We start from the raw sequence: 17,398 nt of genomic DNA on the forward strand, positions 1-17,398 counted from the left end.
CGCCTCCGATACCACCCGCCCGACGGTGCCCGTCACCGTCGGGCGGTGGCGTGTCCGCCGGCGTTCGCCGGGAGGCGCAGCGCTCCGAGGAGGGGGAGCAGGAGCAGCGCGGCGAAGGGGACGAACGCGACCCGGTAGCCCAGTTCGACCGGATCCGGCCCGGCCCATGACGTGCCGAGGCTCGCGGCTGCGGCGGCCGCTGCGATGCCGAGGGCGGTGCCCACCTGCTGCAGGGTGGCGGACAGACCGTTCGCGGCGGGGAGCAGGTCGCGGGGGACATCGGCGAACATGACGGTGTTGTAGGCGCTGAAGCCGATGGACCGGACCACCCCGGAGAACACCAGGAGCGCGGCGATCACCGGCGCGGGCGTCGACGCGTGCACCCACCCGAAGGCGAGCAGCGTCGCCGCGCCCGCGACGATCGACCAGACGAGGGTGCGTCGGAACCCGAGCACCCGGATGATCGGGGAGGTCAGCGGTTTGATCGCGAGGTTGCCGACGAAGACCGCCGTCACCATCGCGCCCGCCGCGGCCGCGCTCCATCCGAACCCGGCCTGGAAGAGCAGCACGAAGAGGAAGGGCGCGCCCGTGATCACGAGGCGGTAGATCGATCCGCTCACGTTGCCCACGCGGAAGGTCTGGATGCGCATGACCGCCGGATCGAACAGCGGGTGGGGGCGATGCGCCATCCCTCGTGCGGCCACCCAGGCGAGGAGCGTTGCAGCTACCAGCAGCGCGGCCACGACCCACGGCCGTCCGCCCCGCAGCAGTTCCACGCCGCCCGTGAGGCAGACGACCGCACCCGCGGTGAGCAGATAGCCCCAGCGGTCGAGCGGCGTTCGGAAGCTCGTGTCGTTCCGCGGGATCAGGAGTGCCCCGCCGATCGCCAGTGCGACGCCGATCGGAACGTTGAGCACGAAGATCCACCGCCACCCCGCGACGTCGGTGATGACGCCGCCGAGGAACGGAGCGACCACCGGCGCGACGAGGGACGGCCAGGTCAGGTAGGCCATCGCCGCGAGGAGGTCGACCGGCCGCACCGAGCGCAGCACAGCGATCCGTCCCACCGGGATCATCATGGCTCCGGCGGCGCCCTGGACGATGCGGAAGAGGCACAGCCACAGGAGGTCCGGTGCCAGCGCGCACGCGGCCGACGCCATCGTGAAACCGGCGACCGCCCACAGGAAGACGCGTCGCGTGCCGTACCGCTCCGCGACCCAGCCCGCGACGGGGACGGCCACCGCCACCGCGAGGAGGTAGCCGACGATGGCCGGACTCACGGCCGCCGGGGCGACCCCGAAGTCGCGGGCCACCGCCGGCGCTGCCGTCTGCAGCACCGCACCGTCGAGGTTCTCGAGGAACAGTGCTCCCGCGACGAGGAGCGCGAGCGGTCGGCTGAAGCTCGCGGCCTCGCGCCTGCGGATCAGCGCAGCGATGCGCGACATGTCATTATGTTCGGTCAAAATGGGCTCAGGGTGCAAGTCTTCAGTCGTAGGCGCCGCAGACCTGCTGGTCCCAGTCGATGATCGAGCCGGTGACCACACCACTGCGATCCGACAGCAGGAACACCACCGCCGCAGCCGCGTCCGCAGCGGAGGCGAGGCGGCCCGCGGGCAGCTCGCGCCCGGCGCGCTCGGCCCAGTCGTCAGGGGCGTCGTGGAACCGCTTCTGCACCAGGGCCTCGCCCTCCGTCTCGGTCCAGCCGATGTTGAGGCCGTTGATCCGGATCCGGTCGAACCGGTGCGCGTGGGCCGCGTTCTTCGTGAGCCCGATCAGCCCGGCCTTCGCGGCGACGTACGGCGCCAGGTAGGGCTGTCCGCCGTGTGCCGACATCGAGATGATGTTGACGACGGTTCCGGGGGCACGCCGTGCGCGCATGTCACGCACCGCGGCGGCCATCGTGAAGAAGGGCGCCCGGAGATTGATCGCGACGTGCTCGTCGAACAGCGCCGGTGTGGTCTCGGTGAGGGTGCCACGAGACGTGAGGCCCGCCGCGTTGCACAGGCAGTCGACCCGGCCGAGGGCCTCGACCACCGCCTCCACCGACCCCGTCGCCTGCGCGGGATCGGCGACGTCGGCCCGAACGAACAGCGCCTCCGTCCCCTCCGCCGCCAGGGCGGACCGCAACGTCTCCCCGGCGGCGGCATCCCGTCCGGAGAAGGCGACGCGGGCTCCGGCCGCGGCGGCCGCGCGGACGACGGCGGCGCCCACGCCCCGGCTGCCGCCCGACACGAACACGACCCTGTCCGCGAGATCGGCGGGCCGCCCGGTCACGGGCGGTGCCGCTCGTCGAGGGCGGCCAGTTCGGCGGCGAAGGCCTCCGGAGCCAGGCCGGACGCGAGCGCGCGGCGCGTCAGGTCCGCCTGGGTCTCGCCGTGCATGCCGCCGAGCGGCTGGTCCCGGTCCAGGTTCGACGGGAACGCGTACCCCTCGGCCGAGGCGGCGACGAGGTTCTCCACGGCGCGAGCGTCTCCGGCGGCGGCGAGCCCCTGCAGCTCGGGGTAGACGGCGCGGAGGATCGCGGACCGGTCCACCGCGTCCATCGCGCGTCCGAACGCCGAACTGATCTGCAGCAGGTTCGCCATCCGGCGGATGCCCGCCGATCGATTCGAGCCCGCGGCGTGGAACAGTGCCGGGTTGAAGAAGACGGCGTCTCCGGCGCGCAGCGGGAGCTGAACGTGGTTCGCCTCGAAGTAGTCCCGGAAGTCGGGGAGGTTGAAGGCGAGGTAGCCGGGCTCGTACCGCTGGGAGTACGGCAGGTACAGGGTGGGACCCGATGAGACGGGCATGTCGACCTGTGCGACGGCGCCCTGCAGCGTGAGCGCGGGGGAGAGCAGGTGCGTGTGCCGGGGGAAACGCTGCGCCGTCTCCGGCTCCATGAAGCCGAGGTGGTAGTCGCGGTGCGGGGACTGCGCCGTCCCGCCGGGGTTCACCACGTTGATCGCGGATGTCACCTGATACATCGGCCCCAGCCAGGCGGTCGCGACCAGCGCGAGCACGTCATTGGCGTAGTACCGGGCGAACGATGCCGGATCGCGCAGCGCGTGCTTGCTCAGGGCGTTCCAGATCCGGTCGTTCGCGCCCGGCGCGGCGAAGTGGTCGCCGCCGCCGGAGCCGTTCGCGCGCTGCTCGGCGATCATGGCGGTGAACAGCGCCGTCGACTCGTCGAGGCCGTGCCGGTCGTCGAAGGCACCGTCGAAGGCGACGATGCCCGGGCCGGTCAGGAGCGCCCGCGCCAGCTCGTCGGACAGCTGCCCGCGCCTGTCCGGATCGGCCGCGGCCTCCGTGGCCGCGGCGCCGTAGAACAGGACCCCGCGTACCGCCCGATCCGCGTAGGGGTACCTGGTCAGGTCGGTCTCGAACTCGAGCTGCGCCGTGAAGTCCTCGAGGCGGCAGTCGGCCTCGCTGATCCGGCCCGTGCGGTCCGGCGCCCCGGTCCGGGCCGAGAAGGTGGTGGGCATATCGCTTTCCTGACGTCGATGCGAAGCGGGAGTGGGGAATCGGTGTCCGTCCCCGCATTCATCGTGGCAAGCTGTCGAGGTCCCGGGTAGCCCGGAAAACCCTCAAGAATCCCTCAGCACGAGGAGGCCCGCGGTGGCGCACTCCCATCCGATCCGCGAGATCGCGCAGCAGGCGGGCGTCAGCGAGGCCACCGTCGACCGCGTGCTCCACGGCCGCGTCGGGGTGCGCGAGGGAACGGCGGCACAGGTCCGGCAGGCGATCGCCGATCTCGACCGGCAGCGCTCCCAACTGCGGCTGTCGGGTCGCCGGTTCATGGTCGATCTCGTCATGGAGACTCCGCGCCGCTTCTCGGACCTGACCCGGGCCGCGCTGGAGGCCGAGCTCCCCACTCTGCGCCCGGCGGTCTTCCGCGCGCGCTACCACGTGCGGGAGGCGTGGGAGCCGGAGGAACTGATCGCGGAGCTCGACGGCATCGCGCGCCGCGGTAGCCACGGCGTCGTCCTCAAGGCTCCGGATACGCCCGCAGTCGCGGCGGCGATCGCGCGCCTGACCGCGCGCCGCATCCCCGTCGTCACCGTGGTCACCGACGTTCCGCAGAGCGCCCGGATCGCGTACGTGGGCATGGACAACCGCGCCGCGGGCGTGACCGCGGCGCACCTCGTCACCCAGTGGGTCAGTGAGTCGCGCGGAGCCCTGCTCGTCGTCACCAGCGGCCGGCTCTTCCGGGGCGAGGAGGAACGGGAGACGGGGTTCCGCAGCGAGATCCACCGGTCTGATCCGGCGCGGCGGATCGTCGGCGTCGCCGATACGGGTGGCCTCGACGCGGTGTGCCGCCGGGAGGTCGCCGCGGTGCTCGCGAGCGACCCGGACATCGCCGCGGTCTACTCGCCGGGTGGCGGCAACCGGGGGATCATCGCGGCGTTCGACGAGGCGGGGAGGAGGTATCGCGGCTACATCGCACACGATCTCGCCGAATCGAACCGCGAACTGTTGCTGGCGGGTCGGATCTCGGCGGTGCTGCACCACGACCTGCGGGCGGATCTGCGCGGCGCCGCCCACGCGATCATGGCCTTCCACGGCGCGATCGACGGTCCGCACCGGCCGCGGCCCACCGCGATCCAGATCGTGGTGCCGCCGAACCTGGCCGGGGTCGACAGCTAGCGGCTGAACACCGAGACGTCGAAGAAGTACCGCGACGCCCGGTACACGTGGCGGCCCAGCTCGATCGCCGTGCCGGACTCGTTCAAGGCCACGCGCTGCATGGTGAGCACGGCGCCGCCCGCGGGCTCGTCGAGCAGCCGGGACTCCTCGTCGTCGGAGATGCGGGCGCCGATCCGCTGCTGCGCCTGGGCGATCGTGATGCCCCGCCCGCGCAGGCACTGGTACAGGCCCTTGCTCTGCAGCTCGTCGGGGGCGGGGGCGAGCTCGGCGGGGATGTAGTTGGTGAGGATCGCCAGCGGCACGTCGTCCGCGCTGCGCAGGCGCCGGATCGACACCACCTGGGCGTCGTGCTCGATGCCCAGCTCGTCCGCGATCTCCTCATCGGGCCGGCCGAGCCGGTAGTCGAGCAGCTCCGTCGACGGGGTCTGGCCCGCGGCGATCAGGTCCTCGTACAGGCTGGTGAGCTCGACCGCGCGGTGCACCTCGTTGCGCACCACCTGGGTGCCGACGCCGCGCTTGCGCACCAGGAGGCCCTTGTCCACGAGCGCCTGGATCGCCTGCCGCGCAGTCGGACGAGACAGGGTGAGCCGCTTGGCGAGGTCGATCTCGTTCTCGATCCGGTCGCCGGGCACCAGCTCGCCGTTCAGGATGGAACGTTCGAGGGCCTGCGCCAGCTGGTAGTACAGCGGCACGGGGCTGGTGCGGTCCAGTTCGACCGAGACCGGGGCGGGAGACATGCGATGCAGTCTAGTGCACCGAAGCGGGAAATGCGGGCGCTGATCAGCGTTTGTTCGTACAATTGCCCCTTGCGGCGCGATCAGGTCTATGTCCGCACATACGGCGCCCATGTCAGCCGGTCGCCGACGGCTCTATCGGATCCGCGATGCTGCGATGGGGTGGATCTCTGCAGCTAGGAGCCTATTGAAGAATGTCGCCTCCTTCTGTTAGATTGACAGGACAAACGAGCGGGAGTGATCCACGTCTCGTCCGGGACCAGGCTAAGGAGGGCCTCCCACATGACTGACGCCGGTACCCACGGTGCCCCGTTCGACCTGATCACCATCGGGCGGGTCGGGGTCGACATCTACCCCCTGCAGGACGGTGTCGGACTCGATCGCGTCGAGACCTTCGGCAAGTACCTCGGGGGCAGCGCGACCAACGTCGCCGTCGCCGCGGCCCGTCACGGCCGACGGTCCGCGGTCATCACGGCGACCGGCGCGGATCCGTTCGGGCGCTTCGTTCATCAGGAGCTGGTGCGCCTCGGCGTCGACGACCGGTACGTGGGCGAGATCCGCGGCCTGAACACCCCCGTCACCTTCTGCGAGATCTTCCCGCCGGACGACTTCCCGCTCTACTTCTACCGCGACCCGATCGCGCCGGACCTCATGCTGGACGACGACGCGCTCGACCTCGACGCGATCCGCTCCGCGAAGATCTTCTGGGCCACCGTCACCGGGCTCTCCCGCGAGCCCAGCCGCTCCGCGCACCACACGGCGTGGAACGCCCGCGGCCGCGCCCCGCTGACCGTCCTCGACCTCGACTACCGGCCCATGTTCTGGGAGTCCGCCGAGGTCGCGAGCCAGGAGGTGGGCAAGGCCCTCGAGCACGTCACCGTCGCCATCGGCAACCGCGAGGAGTGCGAGGTCGCGGTCGGCGAGACCGAGCCCGGCCGCGCCGCCGACGCCCTGCTGGAGCGCGGCGTCGAGCTCGCCGTGGTGAAGCAGGGCCCCAAGGGCGTCCTCGCGAAGACCCGGGACGAGAGTGTCGAGGTCGCACCGCACTTCGTCGACGTGATCAACGGTCTCGGCGCCGGTGACGGCTTCGGCGGCGCCGTCTGCCACGGCCTGCTCGCGGGCTGGCCGCTCGAGCGGGTTCTGCGCTTCGCCAACGTCGCCGGGGCCATCGTCGCCTCGCGCCGCGAATGCTCGACCGCCATGCCCACCACCGACGAGGTGGAGTCCGTCATCGAGGAACGGGACAACAACCATGTCTGACATCGCCCGCACCACCGGCCCGCTCACGGCGGGCGATTTCGACCGGCTGCGCGCCGCCCGGCACGAGAACCCCGACGCCATCGCCGATGTGCTCGGCGCACGGATCCGCCGCCCCCTCGTCCGCGGCGACCGCCGGCTGCTCATCGTGGCGGCGGACCACCCCGCCCGCGGCGCGCTCGGCGTCGGCTCCGACGCGATGGCCATGGCCGACCGGTACGACCTGCTGCAGCGGATGGCGCTCGCCCTCTCCCGCCCCGGGGTCGACGGGGTGCTCGGCACCCCCGACGTCGTCGAGGACCTCGCGCTGCTGGGCCTACTCGACGACAAGATCGTGGTCGGCTCCATGAACCGCGGCGGCCTGCGCGGCGCGGCGTTCGAGATGGACGACCGGTACACCGCCTACGACGTTCCCTCGATGCGGCGCGGCGGCCTGGACTTCGGCAAGCTGCTCGTGCGCGTCGACCTCGAGGACCCCGGCACCGTCGTCACGCTCGAGGCCACGGCCCGCGCCGTCGACGCCGCGGCGGCCGCGAAGCTGCCGATCATGCTGGAGCCCTTTATGAGCCGCCGCACCGACGGGAGGATCGGCAACGACCTCTCGACGGAGGCCGTCATCAACTCGGTCGCCATCGCCTCCGGCCTCGGCAACACCTCCGCCTACAGCTGGCTCAAACTCCCCGTCGTCGACGACATGGAACGCGTCATGGCGGCGACCACGCTGCCCACGCTGCTCCTCGGCGGCGACCCGGGCGGCGACCCCGCTGCCGTCTACGCCTCGTGGGCCAAGGCGCTCGCCCTGCCCGGCGTGCACGGCCTCGTCGTCGGCCGCACCCTGCTCTATCCCCGCGACGGCGACGTGACCGCCGCCGTCGACACCGCCGCCGGCCTCGTGCACGGCGCCTGACCACCCGCATCCACCTCCGCGAAGGAGCCGCTCCATGACCACCACCGAGACCCTCACCGTCGTCCCGCACTGGATCGACGGCGCCGAGTACCCGTCCACCAGCGGCCGCACCGCCGACGTCTACGACCCCGCGCTCGGCGTCGTGACCAAGCGGGTCGCGCTCGCCGATCGCGCCGAGATCGACGCCGCCGTCGCCTCCGCCAAGAAGGCCTCGGACAACTGGGGGGAGCTCTCTCTCGCCAAGCGCCAGTCGGTGCTGTTCGCCTTCCGCGAGCTGCTCAACGCCCGCAAGGGTGAGCTCGCCGAGATCATCACCAGTGAGCACGGCAAGGTCCTCTCCGACGCCCTCGGCGAGATCAGCCGCGGCCAGGAGGTCGTCGAATTCGCCTGCGGCATGGCGCATCACCTCAAGGGTGAGTACAGCGAGCAGGTCTCCTCGGGGATCGACGTATACTCCACCCGCCAGCCCCTCGGCGTGGTCGCGGTGATCAGCCCGTTCAACTTCCCCGCCATGGTGCCCGCCTGGTTCTTCCCGATCGCGATCGCCGCGGGCAACGCCGTGGTGCTCAAGCCCAGCGAGAAGGATCCGTCGGCCGCGATCTGGATGGCGGAGCTGTGGCGCGAGGCGGGCCTTCCCGAGGGCGTGTTCACCGTGCTCAACGGCGACAAGGAGGCCGTCGACGGCCTGCTGACTCATCCGGACGTCGCCGCCGTCTCCTTCGTCGGTTCGACGCCCATCGCGCGGTACGTCTACGAGACCGCCACCGCGCACGGCAAGCGGGTCCAGGCCCTCGGCGGCGCCAAGAACCACATGCTGGTGCTGCCCGACGCCGACCTCGCCCTGACGGCCGACGCCGCGATCAACGCCGGCTTCGGTTCGGCCGGCGAGCGGTGCATGGCCATCTCGGTCGTCGTCGCCGTCGAGCCCGTGGCGGACGCGCTGATCGCGGAGATCACCGATCGCATGGCCGGGCTGCGCATCGGCGACGGCCGCCGCGGCTGCGACATGGGGCCGCTCGTCACGCAGGCGCACCGGGACAAGGTCGCCTCCTACATCGACGTCGCCGTCGCGGACGGCGCGAGCGTGGTCGTCGACGGTCGCGACGTGACCCCGGACGGCGATGCGGCGGGCTTCTGGCTCGGTCCGACCCTGATCGACCGCGTGCCCACCACCTCCCGGGTGTACACCGAGGAGATCTTCGGCCCCGTGCTCGCGATCGTGCGCGTCGCCTCGTACGAGGAGGGGGTCGATCTCATCAACGCCGGCGCCTTCGGCAACGGCACCGCGATCTTCACCAACGACGGCGGCGCCGCACGCCGGTTCCAGAAGGACATCCGCGTGGGCATGGTCGGCATCAACGTGCCGATCCCGGTCCCCGTGGCCACCTTCAGCTTCGGCGGCTGGAAGGACTCGATGTTCGGCGACACAAAGGCGCACGGCGCCGAGGGCGTGAAGTTCTTCACCCAGCTCAAGGCGATCACGAGCCGATGGCTCGACCCCAGCCACGGCGGCGTCGACCTGGGATTCCCCCAGAACGACTGACGCGGACTTCATTCCGGCAGCACCATCGTCCGCGAGGACGGAAACAGGAGAGGACGGCGATGGCGACGACGCCCAACGAATGGTTCCACGCCCGAGGCGCGCTGGCGCGCGACGGGTGGGAATCGGTGGTCGACGGCTCCCTGCCCGGCTGGGCGCACACCGGGATCCGCGTCGCGGACCTCGGCGACGCGCCGGTCGTGCTGCCCGGCGGTGACATCGAGCGCATCGTCGTGCCGCTCTCGGGCGGGTGCCACGTCGAGCTCGACGGCGCCGCCGCCGCGAGCTTCGACGGTGCGCCGTCCGTGGCCCTCGCGGGCCGCGCGTCGGTCTTCGACGGGCCCACCGACGTCCTGTACGTCGGCGCCGGTGGGGGATTCACCGTGCGCGGAACCGCGCGCATCGCCATCGCCGAGGCGCCCACGTCGCAGCGCCGCCCCACGCGGTACATCCCCGCCACGGAGGTCCCCGTCGAGGTGCGCGGCGCCGGCCGGGACACCCGGCAGGTGCACAACTTCGGCACGCCCGGCGCGCTCGACGCGGCCGCCCTCATCGTGTGCGAGGTGATCACCCCCGGCGGCAACTGGAGCAGTCACCCCGCCCACAAGCACGACGAGCACATCGCCGGCCACGAATCCCGGCTCGAGGAGATCTACTACTTCGAGGCGGCGCCCGCCCGCGGCCTACCGGCAGGGACCGTGCCCGAGACGACCGACGCCTTCGGGAGTTTCGTCACCTACTCGTCCGCGGCGGGGGAGATCGACACCAACGCCCTCGTCCGCACCGGCGACATCGCCCTCGTGCCCTTCGGCTACCACGGCCCCGCGATGGCCGCCCCCGAGTACGACCTCTACTACCTCAACGTCATGGCGGGCCCCGACCCCGAACGGGTCTGGCTGATCAGCGACGACCCGCGCCAGGCCTGGCTGCGGGACACCTGGCCCACGCAGGCCACCGACCCGCGGCTGCCCTACGCGGCCGCACCGACCGAAGGAGACGAGCGATGAGCACCCGGCGGATGACCGTGGGCCAGGCCCTCATCGAGTTCCTGGCGCACCAGTGGACCGTGGACGAGATCGTCCTCGCCGACGGCACGGTGAGCACCGTGCGCGAGCGCACCGTCCCCGCGACCTTCGGCATCTTCGGCCACGGCAACGTCGCCGGCGTGGGCCAGGCCCTGCTGCAGTACGCGGCGACCGATGCCGGGCTCATGCCCTACCACCAGGCCCGTAACGAGCAGGCCATGGTGCACCAGGCCGTCGGTTACGCCCGCATGCACCGCCGGCGCGGCACCTACGCGTGCACCGCCTCCGTGGGCCCGGGCGCCGCCAACATGCTGACGGGCGCCGCGCTCGCGACCGCCAACCGGCTGCCCGCGCTGCTCCTGGTCTCCGACACCTTCGCCACCCGCGTCGCGGATCCGGTGCTGCAGCAGCTCGAGCACCCGCACGACATCGGGCTGCAGGTCTCCGACGCCTTCCGGCCCCTCTCGAAGTTCTTCGACCGGGTGCAGCGGCCGGAGCAGCTGTTCTCCATCGCGCTGGCCGCGATGCGGGTGCTGACCGACCCGGCGGAGACCGGTGCCGTGACCATCGCGCTGCCCGAGGACGTCCAGGCCGAGGCCGTCGACGTCCCCGAGGAGTTCCTCGCGGACCGCGAGTGGCACCTCCGCCGGCCCCTGCCCGAGCGCGGCCCGCTGGCCCGCGCCGTCGCGGCGATCCGGGAGGCGAAGCGCCCCTTCATCGTCGCCGGCGGCGGCGTCCTCTACGCGGGCGCCGAGGACGAGCTGCGCCGGTTCGCGGAGGCCACGTCGATCCCCGTCGGCACCACGCAGGCGGGCGGCGGCGCGCTGGCCTGGGACCACCCGCTGAACCTCGGCGGCGTGGGCGCCACCGGCACCGCGGCGGCGAACGACATCGCCGCGCAGGCCGACGTGATCATCGGGATCGGCACCCGGTACAGCGATTTCACCACCGCCAGCCGCACGGCCTTCCAGGACGCGGGCGTGCGCTTCGTGAACCTCAACGTCGCCTCGTTCGACGCCTACAAGCACGGCTCGCAGCTGCCGCTCATCGCCGACGCCCGCGAGGGCCTCGCCGCGCTGCGCGCGGAGCTCGCCGACCACCGCGTTCCGCCGGAGTCCGTCGCCGCGGCCGCTGCGGCCAAGGCGGACTGGGACGCGGTCGTCGACGTCGCCCTCGCGCCCACCGGGGCCGACCTGCCGGGCCAGCCCGAGGTGATCGGCGCGGTGCACGCCGCGATGGACCCGGCCGACGTGATCATCCAGGCCGCGGGCTCCCTCCCGGGCGACTTGCAGAAGCTGTGGCGCGTGCGGGACCCGCTCGGCTATCACGTGGAGTACGCCTTCTCCTGCATGGGATACGAGATCGCGGGCGGGCTCGGCGCGAAGCGCGGGCTGCTCGCCCTCGGCGACGACCGCGACGTCGTCGTCATGGTCGGCGACGGCTCCTACCTCATGCTCAACAGCGAGCTCGTCACCGCCGTCGCCGAGGGGATCAAGCTCATCGTCGTCATCGTCGAGAACCAGGGCTACGCCTCGATCGGCCACCTCTCCGAGACCGTCGGCTCGCAGCGTTTCGGCACTCGGTACCGCACCGCGGACGAGTCGGGCGGCGTCCCCGCACCGGAACTCGATCGCGGCGCGTTCCTGCCCGTCGACCTGGCGGCCAACGCCCGCAGCTACGGCGCGCGGGTCATCGACATCGCGCCCGGACCGGGCTCCGTCGCGGAGCTCTCCGAGGCCGTCCGCGCCGCCAAGGCGGCGACCGGCCCCACCGTCATCCAGATCCACAACGACCCGTTGGTCTACGCCCCCGAGGGCAACGGCTGGTGGGACGTCCCGGTCGCCGCGGTGTCGACGATCGACAGCACCGTCACCGCGCGCGCCGAGTACCTCGACCAGCAGAAGGCGCAGCGGCCGCTCCTCGGCTGACCTCCGCCCCCATCACTTCCACGATCCGACGTAAGGACCACCGTCATGACCGACACCCTGGGCACGACCGCCTCCACCGCCGCCCACACCGAGGGCCTGCGCATCGGCACCGCCCCCGACTCGTGGGGCGTCTGGTTCGCCGAGCACCCGCGCCAGACCCCGTGGGACCGCTTCCTCGACGAGGTGGCCGAAGCCGGCTACCACTACATCGAGCTCGGCCCCTACGGCTACCTGCCGACCGACCCCGAACGCCTGCGCGACGAGCTCGCCGAGCGCGACCTCGAGCTGTCCGGCGGCACCATCTTCACCGGCTTCCACAAGGGCGCCGACCAGTGGGACCGCGCCTGGAAGCAGGTGAGCGACGTCGCCACCCTCGTCGGTGCCCTGGGCGCCGAGCACATCGTCGTCATCCCCGACCTGTGGCGCTCCGATCTCACCGGCGAGGCCCTCGAGTCCCGCACCCTCGACGACGAGCAATGGAAGGCGCTCGCCGCCGGCCACGACCGGCTCGGCAAGGCGCTCGCGGAGGAGTACGGGATCAAGCAGCAGTTCCACTCCCACGCCGACAGCCACGTCGGCACCACCGGCGAGGTGGAGCGCCTCCTCGCCGAGACGGACCCGCGCTACGTCAACCTGTGCCTCGACACCGGCCACTTCGCCTACTACGGCGGCGACAACGTGGCCCTCATGCAGCGCCACCCCGAGCGCATCGGCTACCTGCACCTCAAGCAGATCGACCCGGCCCTGATCTGGGAGGTGCTCAAGAACGACACCCCGTTCGCCGACGCCGCCTCCGCCATCATGGTCGAGCCACCCAACGGGATCCCGGACTTCGCCCCCGTCATCGAGGCGGCGCTGCGCATCAACCCGGACCTGTTCGCCATCGTCGAGCAGGACATGCCCGGCTGCGACATCGACCTCCCCGCGGGCATCGCCACCCGCACCCGGCAGCACATCTTCGGCTGCCACCCGCTCACCCGCACCCGCTGATCCCGAACCCGGGCATCGAGCTCGGACCCCGAAGCCCCGCAAGGAGACACCCACAGATGACCAACGACTTCCGCGTCGCCGTGGTCGGCGCCGGCATGATGGGCGCCGACCACGTGCAGCGCATCGCCACCACCACCGCGGGGGCGTCCGTCTCCGCGGTCGTCGAGCCCGACGAGGCCCGCCGGGCCGCCGCCCTCCGACTAGCGCCCGGCGCCGCCGGTTTCGCCGACCTCGACGCCGCGCTCGCCTCGGGCGTCGTCGACGGCGTGCTCGTCGCCACGCCCGGGCAGTTCCACGAGGACGCGCTGCTGAAGGTCCTCGCCGCAGGACTGCCCGTGCTCTGCGAGAAGCCGCTCACCCAGGATCCCGAGTCCTCCTGGCGCGTCGTCGAGGCCGAGATGGCCGGCGGCCGGCAGCTGATCCAGGTCGGGTTCATGCGCCGCTTCGATCGCGAGTACGAGGAGCTGCGGAAGGTGGTGGCCGCCAAACCCGCCGGCGAGCTCGTCATGCTGCACGCCCGCCACCGCAACGCCTCGGTGCCGGATAGCTACGTGCAGACGATGCTCATCAACGACTCCGTGGTGCACGAGTTCGACGTCGTGCCGTGGCTGGCGGGCGGAGTCGTCACTTCGGTCGAGGTGAAGTACCCGCGCCGCAATTCGCGGAGCCCGGAGCACCTGCGCGAGCCGATCCTCGTGCTGATGGAGCTCGACAACGGGGTGCTCGTCGACGTCGAGATGAACGTCTCCATCGAGTTCGGCTACCAGGTCGAGACCGAGGCCGTCTTCGAGCAGGGCGTCGCCCGCATCGGCGAGCCCGCGGGCCTGCAGATGTGGCAGCAGGGCCGGTTCTCGGTCGCCGACCACGCCGACTTCACCACCCGGTTCCGGGACGCCTACGACCGCCAGGTGCAGGCCTGGGTCGACGCCGCGAAGGCGGGCGCCATCGCCGGACCGTCGGCCTTCGACGGCTACAAGGTGGCCGTGTGCTGCGCCGCCGGTGTCAAGGCACTGGAGACGACCGGCCCCGTGCCCGTCGAGCTCCCCGAGATGCCGGCGTTCTACGCCGAGCGCGCCTAGGGGGCAGCGTGGTCCGCATCGCCCTCGATCCCACGCCGTACCACTCGACGCACGACTTCGAGGACTTCTTCGACGTGGCCGCCAAGGCCGGCTACGAGTGGATCCAGCTGACCCCGCACGCCGACTTCATCCCGTTCTTCGCGCACCCGCGCGTGGACCGGGCACAGCTCGCGCGCGTGCGTAAGCGCGCCGCCGACGCGGGCGTCGGGATCACGTCGCTGCTCCCGGTGCAGCGCATCTCGTGGCCCGACGAGCCGCAGCGCGAGGCGGCCGTGCGGAACTTCCGGCGCATCATCGCGATCGCCGCGGAGCTCGAAGTCCCGGTCATCAACACCGAGTTCAGCGGCCGGCCCGAGCGCGCCGAGGAGTCCGAGGCGGGCTTCTACCGCAGCATGGAGGAGCTCGTCCCGCTGCTCGAGGGGGAGGGGGTCACGCTCAACATCGACCCGCACCCCGACGACTTCGTCGAGGACGGGCTCGAGGCCTGGCGGATCATCCGCGGGCTGGACACCCCGGCCGTCGGCTTCGTGTACGTGGGCAGCCACACCTTCCACTACGGCGACCGCGCGGCCGCGCTGATCCCGCAGCTGGGGGAGCGGCTCGGCGCCGTGTACGCCGCGGACAGCTTCGATCACCGCCGCTCGCACGGCCTGCGGTACATCACCAACCCGCCCGGCAACGCGGTCCGCGTGCACCAGCACCTCGCGATCGGTGACGGCGATGTGGATTGGGACGAGTTGTTCAGCCACCTCGGCGCTTCCGGGTTCCTCGCCCGCGAGGACGCGATCATCTGCTCCAACGTCTTCGCCGAGGACGAGCGCGCCGACGAGGTCTCCGCGCTGCAACTCGAGAAGATCCGGTCGCTGGTCGCGGCGCACGCGTGAGCGGGCGTGCCGCGCGCGGCGACTACCCTGGACGTCGTGACTGAGTCTTCCGCCGCACCGTCGAACGCCGCCGCTCCCGGGTCCGTCCGCGTGCGCTTCTGCCCGTCGCCCACCGGCACGCCGCACGTCGGCATGGTGCGCACCGCGCTGTTCAACTTCGCCCACGCGCGACACACCGGGGGCACCTTCGTCTTCCGGATCGAGGACACCGACGCCGCCCGCGACAGCGAGGAGAGCTACGCAGCGATCCTCGAGTCGCTGCGCTGGCTCGGACTCGACTGGGACGAGGGGCCCGAGGTGGGCGGACCCTACGGCCCCTACCGCCAGTCCGAGCGCAAGGACCTGCACCTGGACGTCGTGCGGCGCCTCGTCGAGGGCGGCTACGCCTACGAGGCCTTCTCGACCCCGGAGGAGGTGGAGGCGCGGCACGTGGCCGCCGGCCGGAACCCGAAGCTGGGCTACGACAACTTCGACCGCGACCTCACCGACGAGCAGAAGGCCGCGTACGTCGCCGAGGGTCGCAGCCCCGTCGTGCGGCTGAAGATGCCCGACCACGACTTCACCTGGAACGACATGGTGCGCGGCGAGACCACCTTCGCCGCGGGCAGCGTCCCCGACTTCGCCCTCACGCGCGCGAACGGCGACCCGCTGTACACCCTGGTCAACCCCGTCGACGACGCGATGATGAAGATCACGCACGTCCTGCGCGGCGAGGACCTGCTCAGCTCCACCCCGCGGCAGATCGCGCTGTACGAAGCGCTGGAGGCGATCGGCGTCGCCGAGCGCACCCCCGAATTCGGACACCTGCCGTTCGTGATGGGGGAGGGCAACAAGAAGCTCTCCAAGCGCGACCCCGAGTCCAACCTCTTCCACCACCGCGACCGCGGCTTCATCCCGGAGGGGCTGCTCAACTACCTCGCGCTGCTCGGCTGGGGCATCTCGGCCGACAACGACGTCTTCAGCCTCGACGAGATGATCGCCGCCTTCGACGTGCACCGGGTCAACTCGAACCCCGCGCGCTTCGACCAGAAGAAGGCCGACGCGATCAACGCCGAGCACATCCGCCTCCTCGCCTCCGAGGACTTCGAGGCGCGCCTGCGGGCCTTCCTCGTCGACCGGGGCTTCGTCGACGGTGCGCGCCTCGGCGCGGAGTTCCCGACCGCCGCCGAGCTCGTGCAGACCCGCATCGTGGTCCTCTCGGACGCCTGGGATCTGCTGAAGTTCCTCTACGTCGACGAGGCCGACTTCGAAGTCGATCCCGCGGCCGCCGCGAAGAACATCAAGGCCGACGCCGGCCAGGTGCTCGACGAGAGCATCGCCGCGCTCGACGGGCTCTCGGACTGGACCGCCGACGCCATCGAGGGCGCTCTCAAGGGCCGGCTCATCGACGAGCTCGAGCTCAAGCCGCGCAAGGCCTACGCCCCGATCCGCGTGGGCGTCACGGGCTCGCCGATCAGCCCGCCGCTGTTCGAGTCGCTGGAGCTCCTCGGGCGGGAGCGGACGCTGAGCCGGCTCGTGGCCGCCCGCGCCCTGGTGCCCGCCGACGGTGCCGCCCCGCAGTAGGGGATGACCTGGCGATTTGGCGTTCCCAGTGCGGCTGGGTAAGCTGGATCGCGGCTCAAAACGAGGTCGGAAACGACTTCGAACTGAGTCAGTGGCCTATGGTGTAATTGGCAACACGGCTGATTCTGGTTCAGTTGTTCTAGGTTCGAGTCCTGGTAGGCCAGCGTGACAGCGCCCTCCGCGTGCGGAGGGCGCAGTCCTAGCCCCCGTCGTCTAGCGGCCTAGGACGCCGCCCTCTCACGGCGGTAGCGTGGGTTCGAATCCCATCGGGGGTACGTTCGATGCAGGTGTGCTACCTTCATCGACATCGTCGAGGCGCCTCGTGCGCATCGGCAATAGTTCTGGCCCCCGTCGTCTAGCGGCCTAGGACGCCGCCCTCTCACGGCGGTAGCGTGGGTTCGAATCCCATCGGGGGTACAACGGAAGGCCCGGATCATGCGATCCGGGCCTTCGTCGTTCCTCCCCGGAGCTATCCCACCGGCACGGCGCGCGGCGCTGCGGTGCGGTTCTCCTCGGCCAGCCCCGACGGCGTGAACGCCGCGGCCAGCCCGATCCCCAGCAGGGACACCACGATGCCGCTGATCGCCGCCCACGTCGCGTCCGTGCCGATGCCGTAGCCCTGCAGCACGGCCTGGAGTGCCGCGGTGGTCAGATAGACGGCGTTGCGCCAGCGGGACTCGCAGTTGACCACCGCGATGAGCAGTGTGACGGCTGCGATCACCAGCGAGGTCCAGGCCGCGGCCTGGTTCCCCGGGATGAGGCCGCCCGCGGCCAACAGCGTGACGAGCGGGCCCGCGGTGGCGTACAGCGCGCGCCGGACCGATTCGGGGATCCTCCGCGGGAGGATCCGGCTCCTGTTCTCCTCCAT

15 protein-coding genes and 3 tRNA genes are annotated in these 17,398 nt (G+C 71.6%); 13 read left to right on the forward strand and 5 right to left on the reverse strand.

What is annotated here, in order from left to right; translation table 11 throughout:
• Nucleotides 1-32 precede the first annotated feature (32 nt).
• The 3 genes from LB823_RS09710 to LB823_RS09720 are packed head-to-tail and all read right to left on the reverse strand — an operon-like array spanning nucleotide 33 to nucleotide 3,461.
• The gene (locus LB823_RS09710; RefSeq protein WP_224646789.1) at nucleotides 33-1,445 is read right to left on the reverse strand and encodes an MFS transporter; all 1,413 of its coding nucleotides are present in this window, start codon (nucleotides 1,443-1,445) and stop codon (nucleotides 33-35) included.
• A 40-nt stretch (nucleotides 1,446-1,485) separates the two neighbouring features.
• A complete protein-coding gene (locus LB823_RS09715) occupies nucleotides 1,486-2,274 on the reverse strand; it encodes an SDR family oxidoreductase (protein ID WP_224646791.1) in 789 nt (262 codons plus the stop codon).
• Nucleotides 2,271-3,461 (reverse strand): phytanoyl-CoA dioxygenase family protein, encoded by a 1,191-nt coding sequence (locus LB823_RS09720; RefSeq protein WP_224646793.1) that lies wholly within the window; start codon nucleotides 3,459-3,461, stop codon nucleotides 2,271-2,273. Before LB823_RS09720 ends, LB823_RS09715 begins: the two co-directional genes overlap by 4 nt.
• Before the next feature lie 133 nt (nucleotides 3,462-3,594).
• Here LB823_RS09720 and LB823_RS09725 point away from each other — a divergent pair, with 133 nt between their 5' ends.
• On the forward strand, nucleotides 3,595-4,623 hold the full coding sequence (locus LB823_RS09725; protein WP_224646794.1) for a LacI family DNA-binding transcriptional regulator: 1,029 nt from the start codon (nucleotides 3,595-3,597) through the stop codon (nucleotides 4,621-4,623).
• Here the strand turns inward: LB823_RS09725 and LB823_RS09730 are convergent.
• Nucleotides 4,620-5,360, reverse strand: coding sequence for a GntR family transcriptional regulator (locus LB823_RS09730; protein WP_224646795.1), 741 nt, complete (start codon nucleotides 5,358-5,360; stop codon nucleotides 4,620-4,622). The two genes, LB823_RS09725 and LB823_RS09730, sit on opposite strands and share 4 nt — an antisense overlap.
• A gap of 279 nt (nucleotides 5,361-5,639) precedes the next feature.
• Between LB823_RS09730 and iolC the strand changes: the two genes are divergently transcribed.
• The 12 genes from iolC (at nucleotide 5,640) to LB823_RS09790 (ending at nucleotide 16,947) form a co-directional block, all read left to right on the forward strand.
• Nucleotides 5,640-6,617: a 5-dehydro-2-deoxygluconokinase gene (gene iolC, locus LB823_RS09735; protein ID WP_224646796.1), complete on the forward strand. Its 978-nt coding sequence runs from the start codon at nucleotides 5,640-5,642 to the stop codon at nucleotides 6,615-6,617.
• Entirely contained in the window at nucleotides 6,610-7,521 is a 912-nt protein-coding gene (locus LB823_RS09740; RefSeq protein WP_224646797.1) for a deoxyribose-phosphate aldolase, read from the forward strand. Before iolC ends, LB823_RS09740 begins: the two co-directional genes overlap by 8 nt.
• A gap of 34 nt (nucleotides 7,522-7,555) precedes the next feature.
• Nucleotides 7,556-9,064: a CoA-acylating methylmalonate-semialdehyde dehydrogenase gene (locus tag LB823_RS09745; protein WP_224646798.1), complete on the forward strand. Its 1,509-nt coding sequence runs from the start codon at nucleotides 7,556-7,558 to the stop codon at nucleotides 9,062-9,064.
• A gap of 59 nt (nucleotides 9,065-9,123) precedes the next feature.
• Nucleotides 9,124-10,068, forward strand: a complete 945-nt coding sequence (iolB, locus tag LB823_RS09750; protein WP_224646799.1) for a 5-deoxy-glucuronate isomerase — start codon at nucleotides 9,124-9,126, stop codon at nucleotides 10,066-10,068.
• Entirely contained in the window at nucleotides 10,065-12,014 is a 1,950-nt protein-coding gene (iolD, locus tag LB823_RS09755; protein WP_224646800.1) for a 3D-(3,5/4)-trihydroxycyclohexane-1,2-dione acylhydrolase (decyclizing), read from the forward strand. Before iolB ends, iolD begins: the two co-directional genes overlap by 4 nt.
• 45 nt (nucleotides 12,015-12,059) lie before the next feature.
• Nucleotides 12,060-13,004, forward strand: coding sequence for a sugar phosphate isomerase/epimerase (locus tag LB823_RS09760; RefSeq protein WP_224646801.1), 945 nt, complete (start codon nucleotides 12,060-12,062; stop codon nucleotides 13,002-13,004).
• 56 nt (nucleotides 13,005-13,060) lie between these two features.
• Nucleotides 13,061-14,083, forward strand: a complete 1,023-nt coding sequence (locus tag LB823_RS09765) for a Gfo/Idh/MocA family protein (RefSeq protein ID WP_224646802.1) — start codon at nucleotides 13,061-13,063, stop codon at nucleotides 14,081-14,083.
• Between the two features lie 8 nt (nucleotides 14,084-14,091).
• Nucleotides 14,092-14,967 carry a sugar phosphate isomerase/epimerase gene (locus tag LB823_RS09770; RefSeq protein WP_224646804.1) on the forward strand — a complete coding sequence of 292 codons (876 nt, stop codon included), beginning with the start codon at nucleotides 14,092-14,094 and terminating at the stop codon, nucleotides 14,965-14,967.
• A 36-nt stretch (nucleotides 14,968-15,003) separates the two neighbouring features.
• A complete protein-coding gene (gltX, locus tag LB823_RS09775; protein ID WP_224646805.1) occupies nucleotides 15,004-16,530 on the forward strand; it encodes a glutamate--tRNA ligase in 1,527 nt (508 codons plus the stop codon).
• A 92-nt stretch (nucleotides 16,531-16,622) separates the two neighbouring features.
• Nucleotides 16,623-16,694, forward strand: a tRNA-Gln gene (locus LB823_RS09780).
• A 38-nt stretch (nucleotides 16,695-16,732) separates the two neighbouring features.
• Nucleotides 16,733-16,805, forward strand: a tRNA-Glu gene (locus LB823_RS09785).
• A gap of 69 nt (nucleotides 16,806-16,874) precedes the next feature.
• Nucleotides 16,875-16,947 (forward strand) — tRNA-Glu (locus LB823_RS09790).
• A gap of 52 nt (nucleotides 16,948-16,999) precedes the next feature.
• On the opposite strand, the gene LB823_RS09795 is transcribed toward LB823_RS09790, so the two are convergent.
• On the reverse strand, nucleotides 17,000-17,398 hold the full coding sequence (locus LB823_RS09795; protein WP_224646806.1) for a hypothetical protein: 399 nt from the start codon (nucleotides 17,396-17,398) through the stop codon (nucleotides 17,000-17,002).

It is taken from the genome of Tsukamurella sp. M9C (assembly GCF_020169415.1).
Lineage (GTDB): Bacteria > Actinomycetota > Actinomycetes > Mycobacteriales > Mycobacteriaceae > Tsukamurella.

Excerpts from the sequence above, each read along its gene's own strand:
- LB823_RS09710 (WP_224646789.1), bottom strand. The coding sequence starts at position 1,445 with ATGTCGCGCATCGCTGCGCTGATCCGCAGGCGCGAGGCCGCGAGCTTC.
- LB823_RS09720 (WP_224646793.1), bottom strand. The coding sequence starts at position 3,461 with ATGCCCACCACCTTCTCGGCCCGGACCGGGGCGCCGGACCGCACGGGC.
- LB823_RS09730 (WP_224646795.1), bottom strand. The coding sequence starts at position 5,360 with ATGTCTCCCGCCCCGGTCTCGGTCGAACTGGACCGCACCAGCCCCGTG.
- iolC (WP_224646796.1), top strand. The coding sequence starts at position 5,640 with ATGACTGACGCCGGTACCCACGGTGCCCCGTTCGACCTGATCACCATC.
- LB823_RS09740 (WP_224646797.1), top strand. The coding sequence starts at position 6,610 with ATGTCTGACATCGCCCGCACCACCGGCCCGCTCACGGCGGGCGATTTC.
- LB823_RS09745 (WP_224646798.1), top strand. The coding sequence starts at position 7,556 with ATGACCACCACCGAGACCCTCACCGTCGTCCCGCACTGGATCGACGGC.
- iolB (WP_224646799.1), top strand. The coding sequence starts at position 9,124 with ATGGCGACGACGCCCAACGAATGGTTCCACGCCCGAGGCGCGCTGGCG.
- iolD (WP_224646800.1), top strand. The coding sequence starts at position 10,065 with ATGAGCACCCGGCGGATGACCGTGGGCCAGGCCCTCATCGAGTTCCTG.
- LB823_RS09760 (WP_224646801.1), top strand. The coding sequence starts at position 12,060 with ATGACCGACACCCTGGGCACGACCGCCTCCACCGCCGCCCACACCGAG.
- LB823_RS09765 (WP_224646802.1), top strand. The coding sequence starts at position 13,061 with ATGACCAACGACTTCCGCGTCGCCGTGGTCGGCGCCGGCATGATGGGC.
- LB823_RS09795 (WP_224646806.1), bottom strand. The coding sequence starts at position 17,398 with ATGGAGGAGAACAGGAGCCGGATCCTCCCGCGGAGGATCCCCGAATCG.